This window comes from Algoriphagus litoralis (assembly GCF_003259255.1).
GTDB lineage: Bacteria > Bacteroidota > Bacteroidia > Cytophagales > Cyclobacteriaceae > Algoriphagus > Algoriphagus litoralis.
The window spans coordinates 212,098-223,176 of the sequence record NZ_QGOL01000012.1 but is presented as its reverse complement, the minus strand read 5'-3'; the positions used below and the strand labels follow the sequence as shown (position 1 = coordinate 223,176).

Below are 11,079 nucleotides of genomic sequence, written 5' to 3'. Positions count from 1 at the left end.
CTCTTACAACACTTCAAAGAACTTTATTCCGATCTTTATCGGAAATTGCGAGACCCTTGTCCCAAATGCGAGTGCAAAGATCGGATTTTGTTTTGTTTTTACAATATCCAGAAGAAAATTTTCTACTTTTTTTCTTCTCTCTTTAGGCTCATTTCAACTATTCCCAGAGACATATCCTCGAATGGGAGTGCAAACATAGCCGAGTGTTTTTGATTACACAAGTCTTTGCAAAACAAAAATCAGAAACTTTTTGGATTAGTATCTTTATCCTTTCAAAATCAGGACTTTGATTTTTTAAACAATGGCACTGTACTGCAAGGCTCACCAAACATTAGAGATCTAGCCACAGGTTGAAGGGCAGAAATCATTCTTCCATAGGCAAAAAGTGGAATCGGAAAATCACTGCATCCCTTGATGACAACTGGACGATCCCGAAACGACTCCAAATCAAAGCCAGAAATTACTTGCTCCGAAATCATAATTTCCAAGCTATCCAAATCTCCCACGGCATATCCCTTAGCTACGGGATCCAAATAAGTACACGCTAACATGAACGCCCAAGTTGGAACTATCGCGTCAGCAGAGCATGTCACAGCCACCCATTTATCCCGATAAGACTCCCAGTCCACTTCCTTAAGTGCCTTTCTAAAGTCTTGCTCCTTAAGAATTAACTCCTGCCAGAGAAAAGTCTTTAGATCAAAACTTACCCGAGCTTCTTTGGGGTAGATTTCTTCCAAGTTTAAGGAAACGATTGAACTGGATGTGACTCTGTTTATGATTTCACTCATAGCTCAAGAAGTGGATTCTTTTTTGAATGTAAGGCTTTGAACTCTTTGAGGTAGTTTGGAACAAAGTAAGCCAAGTCGGCAAAATCATGGTTCTTATATTTATCCCAGGCTAATTTACCAAGATGGGCAGCTGAAAAAGAGAGGTCTGATACAAATTCTGCGTTTTCATGGGTAACGACTTTCTGAAGTTTCTCGAGCGCATTGCCCACAAAATAAACCCGGCCTTTCTCCAAATAGTTCTGAAAGGCATTCGGTTCCAAAACTTCTGAATCGAGCTTTGAAACAGAATTCAGCTTAGCATGAAAGACCTCCCGGTAAATCTCCATCCTTCTGGCATCCAAAACTGAAATAATTAGAGCATCTGACTCAGAAACAACTGCACTGGCCAAGGCTTGAAGCGTATTGACTGAAATTAGCGGCAAATTCAGCCCGAAAGCCAAGCCTTTTGCAGTAGAAACTCCTATGCGCAATCCAGTATAAGAACCAGGGCCTTCAGAAACTGCAATGGCATTCAAGTCATTAAACCCCATTCCCGCCCTTTCCAAAACATCCACTACTAACTGCATCAATTGCTCTGCATGTGCTCCGGGCTCAGTAATCTCCGATAGAGCTATTAAGCCTCCACAATTATGAACTGCTACAGAGCAAGTCTCTGTAGATGTCTCAATAGACAATATGTTCCCCATTACTTAATTGAAGCTGATAGAACTTTGGAAGATTTCGCAGGATCAGACAAGTATGATTTTGCCAATTCTATCGCTGGATCTTGATCCAAGCCTGCTTCGATCATGCCTTCTTGGAAATAATATCGGGATACAATTTCTTCACTCAGGATTTTTTTAACCTCCTCCTTATAGGTGTCCAAATCATTCTCTTTACTGTGATTGACTTTGGATTTGATCGCTTCCAACTGAGTTTTTATTTCTTCAAAATAGGCTTCTTTCTCAGCATATTTCTCCAGGTCTTGAACCGATTTTTCTACATAGGTGGTATAATCATATTCTTTCCCCTCCAAAAACTTCTTGAAATCCTCGTAATCTGAATCGGAAATAGTAAAAGTCATTGGATCTGAAATCGACTGATGCTTGTAAAAATACTGGGTAGCAAAATCAAACACATGATTACCAGCTACCAAGGTATACGATATGGGTGCATAGCTAATTTCCTCTACAAGATCATCTGGCTCAATCCCAGCTCCATCTTTTACGATTCTTCCATTTGCTGTTTTAAAAGCTTTTCTCAGAGAATCTGGTACGGTAGTAACCGAACCATTCTCTCTAGTCTGTGCGTAATCTATCGCCTGGATACATCGACCACTGGGTATATAATATTTAGCAGTAGTCACTTTTACCTGAGCGTTATACGTCAGCGGAATGGTAGTCTGCACAAGACCTTTTCCGAACGACTTTCGTCCTACTAGTACTGCTCGATCGTAATCCTGAAGTGCCCCTGCTACGATCTCAGCAGCGGAGGCACTACGCTCATTGATCAAAACGACCAATGGAATATCCTTATCAATAGGCGTCTTGGAGGTCTTGTAGGTATAATTCACATTTTGAAGCTTTCCGAGTGTCTTTACTACTTCCTTCCCTTTTGGAATAAACAGGTTAACAATCTCCACTGCCTCATTCAGTAACCCTCCGGGATTGTCCCTTAGATCCAAAATCAACTTTTCAGCACCCTGTGCTTTAAGATTAACCAATGCATTTCTTACCTCAGTCGAGGCATTTGTGGTGAAGTCCGAAAGTTTGATATACCCGGTTTTATCGTCGATTTTACCATAAAAAGGCACGTTTTTCAATGTGATCTTTTTTCTGATCAAAGAAAAATCCAGTGTATCCTTGTCGCGAAGGACTTTTAAAGTCAATGAAGTATTAGCCGGACCTTTAAGAAGGTCGGAAACTTCTGCAGTTGGCTTATTTGAAACATCAATGGAGTCAACTTTTAAAATAAAATCAGCAATTCTCAATCCTGAGGACTGTGCAGGAAAACCTGTATAGGGCATGAGAATCATATTTCCCTCTCCGCGATTCCCTATCAGAGCTCCAATCCCAGCATACTCACCTGTCGTCAACATCCGAAAGTCTGCTGATTCTTCCTCTGGAATGTATTCAGTATATGGATCAAGCTCCTCGAGCATGGCATTGATCCCGATAGTTACCAATTTGTCCGGGTCGATCTCATCCACATAATACGAATCCAGCTCTCTGACCAAAGTCGCAAAGATGTCAATGTTCTTTGCCAAGGCAAAAAGCTTGTCGTTTTTCACTTGAAAGGCAATCGTGCCTAAGAAAAGAACTAGAACTAAGGGGATAAAAACAATTGGTTTCTTCAATTTTTGGATCATGGGGAAAACGGTTTTTGGGATAAATCCAGATTCAGTTTTTCCAAAACCTGAATCATCTTGGGCTGAATCTCTGCAAATGACATTTCTGCCTTACCAACAAATATAAGGCCCACAATAATTCCATCTGCAGCTAGCAGATGTTTGTTGAGCCGGTAGGCTTCTCGCAGTCTCCGTTTGATGAAGTTCCTGCCTGTTGCTCTTTTGATTTTCTTCTTGGAAACAGAGAAAAGCACCTGATTAGGTTGATGTTTTACCTCATTCTTTTGGATAAAAAGTACTTTGAACGGGTACAAAAAAAAAGAGGAACCTTCGTTAAAAAGTTCCTTGATTAGTTTTTCGGCATGAAGCCGCTCGTTCTTTGGAAGTTTAAAATTCATCGCTGGACTTTAGTCGTATGTGAACATACGAAAAGCAATGCAAAGAATTACTTCTTCAGTGTCTTTTCAGAAGATACGGTCAACTTATGTCTTCCTTTTGCTCTTCTTGCCTTGATTACTCTTCTACCGTTGGCAGTAGACATTCTTTCTCTGAAGCCGTGCTTGTTCTTTCTTTTTCTTCGAGAAGGCTGGAATGTTCTTTTCATGATCGAATATCTTTAACTAGTTGCGTTCTTTATCTTCCATTCAGGCATTGACCCTGAAAAGGATTGCAAAGATATGGACCATTTTCTGAAATACAAATCCGACTTCTACATTTGTTGCTATCAAACCACTATTTTCTATGATTCGCTTCACGATCCGATGTAAAAATCCCGTTTCTCAATTCGTTCAGCTTGAATTAGAGCTGAATGTAAAAGAATCCGGGTCAGTCAAACTTCAATTGCCCGCATGGCGAGCAGGTCGATACCAGTTGGCAAATTTTGCGCAAAATCTTCGGAACCTAAGCATCTTCGATCCCCACACTAAGCCAATTGATGCAGTGAAGAGCAGTAAGGACTGTTGGGAGTTTCACGCTAATGAAGCGGGAGATTACCGGATTTGCTATGAATATTATTGTGGAAAAATGGACGCTGGCAGCTCATGGGTAAATGACGAGCAAGTTTACTTGAATTTGGTCAACTGTTGTTTTGAAGTAAGTGGCAGAAGTCATGAGGAAATTTCCGTTAATCTAGATTTACCCCAATTTCCCCTACAGGTCAGCACGCTAATTCCAATTGCAAATTCCATTTGGAAGGCGACAGACTTTCAGCTGTTGGCTGATTCCACTGTTCTGGCATCGAAAAGCCTAACCCACTGGAATTATTCCGTAGGTAAAACACAATTTACCATTTGGATCAAAGGTGAAATTCACTTTGACAAAGACAAATTTCTTGAATCCTTTATGGCATTCTCAGAAAAGCTGATTCAAGACTTCGGAGAATTCCCAGAGTCAGAATATCAATTTATTTACCAACTTCTCACCTATCGCCACTATCATGGTGTAGAGCACAGAAGAGGTACCGTGATCACTTTTGGCCCGGATGAGAGCTTGGCCGATCCGGATCAACTGGAGGAACTTCTGGGAGTCAGCTGCCATGAACTCTACCATGCCTGGAATGTGTGCAGAATCCGGCCAAAGGAGCTATTACCCTATGATTTTTCCAAAGAAACCTATACTAAGGCAGGTCTGCTTTTGGAAGGTGTGACCACCTATATGGGTGATTTGTATTTGCTGAAGTCGGGCGTCTATGATCTTCCGACCTATCTTAAACATCTGGAAAAGATCCTTGCCCGTGAATCAGTAAGCTTCGGCTGGCAAAACCATACCATTGCTGAGTCATCGTATGATCTTTGGTTGGACGGATATGTAGCGGGGATTCCTGACCGCAAAGTCAATATTTACACGCGTGGAGCCTTACTTTCCTTTTGCATGGATATTCTGCTGTTGAAAGGCGGGAGCTCATTAAGTCTGGTGATGAAAGAGATGTGGCTCCAGTATGGACAACCCTTTGTGGGGTATACAATGGAAGAATTTGATCAGGTGGTTTTTGAAAAATTTGAAGATAAAACAGAGATCCAAGAGTTCTTTTCTGCCTATATCTATGGAAAGAAGGATCTGTTTCCTTTTTTGAAAACTCAATTTGCCAGCTTGGGGATCGAGCTAGAGGAAATTGAGACTGAAAATTGGCTCCTACATCGCTTTGGTATTCGAATCAATGAGGAAAATAAAATCATTCAGATCCACCCAGAATCTAAAGCATACTCTTTCTTAATGAAAAATGACCAAATCCTGACTTTCGATTTCAACATGGATTCGGATTACCCCGAACTAGCGCTACGAAGAGAAGAGAGAGAAATTAGGTATTTACCTAAAGAGGAAAAGGGCATCTTTTTTCCGGATTATCGACTTTCCATGGTAGAAGAAAATGCCCTTACCAACAAATGGAAGAACTAAAAAAGGCCTCCATAAAAATGGAGGCCTCAAGATCAAATGATGTCTTTTATTTACTGAAAATCCGAATCAGAAAGTGTTTGATTGAATTTGACAGAAATCATTTTCGCTTCCAATGCCACTGGGAGCATCGGATTTTTGATCGTCAACATCATCGGAAACAACACACCATCCACTTCCTGATAATCTGAATACGTGATGTCTCCTGTGGCTGCTGAACTGGTCTTTAATTTCAACCCAGTTTCGACAGAATAGAATTCATTTGTTACCATGCCATTTGGAGCAGTGATACCCAACTTATTGGTTTGTTGACCATCCACCTCTTCTGTACCGAGGAATTCCAATTTGAAACCCATCTCTTCATAGAATTGCTCTGGGAAAACATAGGTCTGCGGCTTCAGCAATGCGGCCGTTTCGTCAGGAAGTTCCTGCACTTGACCCATCATTACCATTTGCCCTTTGCCACCTACCAATAAGGTTTTTTGCATTTCGTTGCCTCCCACAGAGGTGGACTGCATCATTCTCGAATTTTCAGAGTCAGCGACTGTCTTGATTTCAATGACCTGGCCTTGAAAATTAGCCTCAGCAGTCATGCTGGCATTCTTGATGGCTTTTACTTTTTCCTCTCCGCCAACAGCCTTGATATAATTGGCGATGATGGTAGCTGGATCGTTCATGACCATTGCCATTGGATCTCCCGATCGGATAATTCTTTCTGCAATTAGGTCGCTTTGAAAAGCAGCTATCATTGCCGCAGACACTAAAAGTGATTTGATTTTCATAGTAGATAATTTAAAGTAATGTAAAGAAAAGTAAAAGAGGAGTTGTAGCACTCCTCTTTTTAATTTATTTGACGTCCTCGTCTGTCACAGGTACATTCAACTCCATGGACGTGACCTTCGCTTCCAAAGGAACCGGAATAGCAGGGGACTTAATCGTCCAAGCCATCGGGAGGAGCACTCCGTCTTTAGCTTGGTAATCTGAATAATAAGTATCCCCGGATGCCGGGTTCTCATATTTGATTTTCAAACCAGACTCCTGCGCATAATAGTTGGTCAATTTTGCTCCAGATGCTGTAGCTATGATCACTTTATAAGCAGGTGTGCCGTCCACATCTTTCAATCCGTCGAATGTCAAGGTGTAGCCATTTTCCTGATAAACTGCCTCTGGGAAAAGGAACGAGTTCAACTTGGCTTCTGCCAATTGCTCCTCAGTCAATTCTACTGACTGACCCTGCACAGACATGGAGCCTTTGCCATCTGCAAGCGTAGTCTTCTGCATTACATTTCCTCCTACGGAAAGTTTCTGGCCATAGCGTCCATTTTGGGAATCATAGATGAAAGACAGATTCAATGGAGTTCCCATCACCACTGCATCCATTGAGATTTTGGCAGTTTTGATCGCTTTCACTTGATCTACTCCACCGATTGCTTTGAGGTAGGTATCAAGAACTTTTTCCGCAGTCATGTTTTCATCTGCCACGAGTTCTTTGGCTGGTGAACCCATGTTGTCATACATAATGACTTCACCAAATTGCGCCAATTTTTCTTTGATTTCGGATCCATTGCCTACTGTAGTGATGATGAATTTGTCTGGCTCGATCAGTCGCTTTGCGGTGGCATTGATATCTGCTACCGTTAGCGCGTTTAATTTCTTCAAATAAGTCTCGTAGTAATCTTTTGGAAGATTATAACGATCAATGTTCAAAGCAAAGTTGGCTACCGTACCAGGTTGCTCTAAAGATCTACCAAAGCTTCCGGAAAGTTCTGCCTTAGCTTTTGCCAATTCTTCCTCAGTCACGCCATTGTCCACCAGATTTTGGATCTCATAGATGAACTCATATACAGCAGAGTCAGTCACTTCGGTTCTTACAGAAGCATTTGCGGAAATAGTCGCTACCAGTTTGTCTGCACCGATGGAAGAGTAAGCACCATAGGTATAGCCTTTGTCCTCCCGGAGATTCATAAACAGTCTCGAGGCAGAACCTCCACCCAAAATCTGGTTAAGCAAACGGCTGGAGATGTAGTCTGGATCACCGATTTTCATGTCGACAGGCTGTGTCACATTGATCACTGACTGGACAGACGAACTTCTGTCTACCAAGGCTACAGCTCTCTTCGAAGCGCGTTCAGGCATAGGATAAGTAAAGGTTGGCACATTGCCCTTTGCCCATTTTCCGAAATATTGCTTAACTACTTTTTCCGCCTCTGACTTATCCATATCTCCCACGATTGCCAAATAGGCAATATTCGGCTTGAAATAAGTATTGTAATAGCCTTTCACATCTTCTACGGTGATGTTATTGATTGTTTCTTCGCTTTCGATCTCTCCGTATGGGTGGTTTTTACCATACAGGACCGTCCGTGACAATCTTGAGGAAATGGCATTTGGATTATCCTTGCTTTGAGCCAATCCTGTCAGAGATTGCTTTTTCAATTTATCCAACTCTTCCTGCGGAAAAACCGGATTATACAGCACATCGGCCATCAATTCAAGTATTTTTTCCTGATGTTTTTTCAAAGAAGAAGCAAACATAGAAGTGGATGAGGCGCTCAAACTCGCCCCGATGAAATCAATCTCTTGATCTAATTGATCCTTGGTTCGGTTTTTGGTTCCACCCATCATCATTTCACCCACGAATCCAGTCATCCCGGTTTTGTCTCCTTGCAGAATTGGATCTCTTTCCAATACCAGTGTGAATGACACGCGAGGAAGTTTGGTGTTTTTAACCAAAAACACTTTCAATCCATTATCCAAGGTGAATGTCTCAGCCTCTCCGATTTTAATCTCGGGAGCAGGACCTGAATCAGGAAGCTTACTTCTGTCCACTTGAGCATAAGAGCCCAGCGTGGCCAAAAGCGTAAAAACGAATGCTATAGCTATTTTTTTCATGTCTATTTTCTTTAAGGTAAAACAATTACTCAGTCGCAGGTTGAGCAGATTTTGGTAAATAGTACAATACCACACGGCCAGTCAGATCCATATATTCCTTGGCTACCCGCTGAATATCCGCTTTGGTGACTTTCGAGTATGCTTCCATGACTTGGTTTATGTAATTGGTGTCCCCATAGATTACTTTGGCTTCTGCAAGATTTTCAGCAATACCTGCGATGGTGGAGTTACCGCTCACGATATTGTTTTCCATAATGTTTTTGAGCTTTTCAAATTCTTCATCGCTGATTCCCTGATCCTGTACCTGCTTGATCAACCGGTCCACCTCTGCTTCGAGATCCTGTGGCTCTACGCCCATATTGGTGATGCCATACATCAGGAAAACTCCCCCGTCTTCAAGCTCCAGTGGAATCGCCGCAACTACCAGTGCTTTTTGCTGTTTATCCACCAATTCCTTCGTCATGAGGGAAGAGTTGCCCCCAGTCAGATACGTGGACAGCATCGAAAGTGCATAAGAATCCGGGTGGTTTCTTGGAGGTAGATTGTAAGCCTGAATCACCGCAGGAATCTGAATATTATCGTAGACGATGTCACGAATTTCCGCAGTCTTCTTAGGCTCTTTTACATTGGGACGGTAGATTTCTTTTACTCCTTTTGGGATTTCGGAGAAATACTTTCTCACCAATTTTTCAGTAGAAGCATAATCAATGTCTCCTGCGATAGTCAAGGTCGCATTGTTTGGCACGTAGAAATCTTTGTAAAACTGCTGAAACTCTTCAATGGTAGCAGCATTCAGGTGATCCATCGATCCGATGGGTGCCCAACGATACGGGTGAACCTGATAAGCTCTTACCAGCGTCTCAGGGAGAATTGTGCCGTAAGGCTGGTTCTCATAACGTTGACGTCTTTCTTCTTTGACAACCTCACGCTGAGTTTCTACACCCGTTATATCTACTTTGGAATGGAGCATTCGCTCACTTTCCATGTAAAGTGCCAATTCCAGTTCATTGGAAGGAAGCAACTCATAATAATACGTGATATCATTTGAGGTGTATGCGTTAAGGGTACCTCCACGGCTTTGAATGATATTCATGTATTGACCACGGTCGATATTCTCAGAGCCCTCAAACATCAAATGCTCAAAGAAGTGGGCAAAACCTGTACGCTCTGGGTTCTCATTTTTAGAACCTACATGGTACAAGACCGAAGTGACCACGATCGGTGTGGTATTATCCTGGTGCATGATCACATGCAGCCCGTTGTCCAAGGTGAATTCCTTGAACTCAATTTTGTTTTGGGCTAATGCCGGTATGCTGAGCACTCCGAGTATCAGGCCTAACGTTGTAAATTTTCTCATGGTAAAAAGATTGGGTTAGTATTCAATTAAGAACTTGGTCGGAATTTAGAATGTTTTGTTCAAATAAGAAATTTGCCTTACATCAAAGTAAACTGCAATTAGTATGGTAAAGGTTAGATAATCCACCATTGCAGGAAAAAGAAGATAAACGAAGCGGGGAAATAAAATTTCCCCGCTTCGTTAATTTTCCTTAAGGATTCAATCTTGCCAAGATCGCTTTGGCTTCATGCCATTGCAGTCTCGGTCCAAATTGACTCACAATTTTGGAACTGGCCATCGAGGCCAACTTTCCACTGGAGGCGTACGAATGCCCATTGGTGATGCCATATAAAAATGCACCGGCAAACATGTCTCCCGCTCCATTGGAATCAATAGCCGTAGTAGGATAGGGCTCGATATCGATGAAGGTATCTCCATCAAAAATCATTGCTCCATTTTTCCCTTGCGTGATGACAAAGTGCTTGGCGACTTTTTTCAGTTCTTCCCTTGCCTCTGAGAGATTGTCTTTACCTGTGAAAAGCATCGCTTCTTCTTCATTTGCAAAAAGCAAATCCACACTCGCTCCGATCACTTCATCAAATGGCTCCCGAAAATACTTCACCATAGCAGGATCAGAAAAAGTCAAAGCGACTTTCACGCCGTTTTCTTCTGCTACTTTCTTGGCATGCTTCATGGCAGTTTTTCCGTTTTCGGAAGTGATCAAATATCCTTCGATGAAGAGGTATTTGGAATCTTTAATCGCCGATTCATTAAGGTCAGTGACAGAAAAATTCTGTGTGATGCCTAGGAAAGTATTCATCGTCCGCTCAGAATCTTCAGTTACCATCACGAGACATTTGCCCGTAATGCCTTCCTGAAGATTTGACTGGGTCAAGGCCGAATCCACCCCAGAATCCTGCAAATCCTTCAGGTAAAAGTGTCCCAACTCGTCATCTGCTACACGAAAACAATAGTAGGACTTCCCTCCAAACTGGCTTACCGCCACCACGGAGTTGGCAGCAGAACCTCCCGCTTGCTTTTTTGCCTCTTCGGTATTGATGACTTGCATCAGCGAATTTTGACGGGCTTCGTCTACCAGAGTCATCAGGCCTTTTTCGACTTGATTGACCAAAAAAAACTTGTCTTTCACCTTGAACTCAATATCTACCAGTGCATTTCCGATGCCTGTTACGTCGTATTTTTTCATTTATAAAGGATTGTAAAATTGAAATATTTCAAAATTGGAAGATTAATCAGAAAGCTGGGCTTTACTTCATTATTCGAAATTCGATGTTCGCTATTCGACAATAATCATGGCAAGCTCAATTGGGAGAATCAGGTTTGAG

The 11,079-nt window shown here is 42.0% G+C and carries 10 protein-coding genes; 1 reads left to right on the top strand and 9 read right to left on the bottom strand.

Translation table 11 applies throughout. The features are described from left to right. Window positions 1–278: 278 nt before the first annotated feature. The 5 genes from DK188_RS15430 to rpmH are packed head-to-tail and all read right to left on the bottom strand — an operon-like array spanning window position 279 to window position 3,718. Complete coding sequence (locus tag DK188_RS15430; protein ID WP_111671728.1) at window positions 279–788, bottom strand: DUF2480 family protein; 510 nt, start codon at window positions 786–788, stop codon at window positions 279–281. Further along, window positions 785–1,474, bottom strand: coding sequence for a tRNA (adenosine(37)-N6)-threonylcarbamoyltransferase complex dimerization subunit type 1 TsaB (gene tsaB, locus DK188_RS15425; RefSeq protein WP_111671727.1), 690 nt, complete (start codon window positions 1,472–1,474; stop codon window positions 785–787). The genes DK188_RS15430 and tsaB overlap by 4 nt, the downstream gene beginning before the upstream one ends. Beyond that, entirely contained in the window at window positions 1,474–3,135 is a 1,662-nt protein-coding gene (locus tag DK188_RS15420; protein WP_111671726.1) for a S41 family peptidase, read from the bottom strand. Before DK188_RS15420 ends, tsaB begins: the two co-directional genes overlap by 1 nt. Beyond that, window positions 3,132–3,512 (bottom strand): ribonuclease P protein component, encoded by a 381-nt coding sequence (gene rnpA, locus DK188_RS15415; protein ID WP_111671725.1) that lies wholly within the window; start codon window positions 3,510–3,512, stop codon window positions 3,132–3,134. The genes DK188_RS15420 and rnpA overlap by 4 nt, the downstream gene beginning before the upstream one ends. Before the next feature lie 47 nt (window positions 3,513–3,559). Then, window positions 3,560–3,718, bottom strand: coding sequence for a 50S ribosomal protein L34 (gene rpmH, locus DK188_RS15410; protein ID WP_111671724.1), 159 nt, complete (start codon window positions 3,716–3,718; stop codon window positions 3,560–3,562). Between the two features lie 137 nt (window positions 3,719–3,855). On the opposite strand from rpmH, the gene DK188_RS15405 reads away from it, so the two are divergent. Further along, the gene (locus DK188_RS15405) at window positions 3,856–5,508 is read left to right on the top strand and encodes a M61 family metallopeptidase (protein ID WP_111671723.1); all 1,653 of its coding nucleotides are present in this window, start codon (window positions 3,856–3,858) and stop codon (window positions 5,506–5,508) included. 50 nt (window positions 5,509–5,558) lie between these two features. Here DK188_RS15405 and DK188_RS15400 read toward each other — a convergent pair whose 3' ends face one another. The 4 genes from DK188_RS15400 to DK188_RS15385 form a co-directional block, all read right to left on the bottom strand. Next, window positions 5,559–6,287 carry a peptidase, M16 family protein gene (locus DK188_RS15400; protein ID WP_232825750.1) on the bottom strand — a complete coding sequence of 243 codons (729 nt, stop codon included), beginning with the start codon at window positions 6,285–6,287 and terminating at the stop codon, window positions 5,559–5,561. A gap of 64 nt (window positions 6,288–6,351) precedes the next feature. After that, window positions 6,352–8,397, bottom strand: a complete 2,046-nt coding sequence (locus DK188_RS15395; RefSeq protein WP_111671722.1) for a M16 family metallopeptidase — start codon at window positions 8,395–8,397, stop codon at window positions 6,352–6,354. 25 nt (window positions 8,398–8,422) lie between these two features. Beyond that, window positions 8,423–9,754: a M16 family metallopeptidase gene (locus DK188_RS15390; RefSeq protein ID WP_111671721.1), complete on the bottom strand. Its 1,332-nt coding sequence runs from the start codon at window positions 9,752–9,754 to the stop codon at window positions 8,423–8,425. Between the two features lie 190 nt (window positions 9,755–9,944). Beyond that, window positions 9,945–10,940 (bottom strand): adenosine kinase, encoded by a 996-nt coding sequence (locus tag DK188_RS15385; protein ID WP_111671720.1) that lies wholly within the window; start codon window positions 10,938–10,940, stop codon window positions 9,945–9,947. Between the last annotated feature and the right edge of the window lie 139 nt (window positions 10,941–11,079).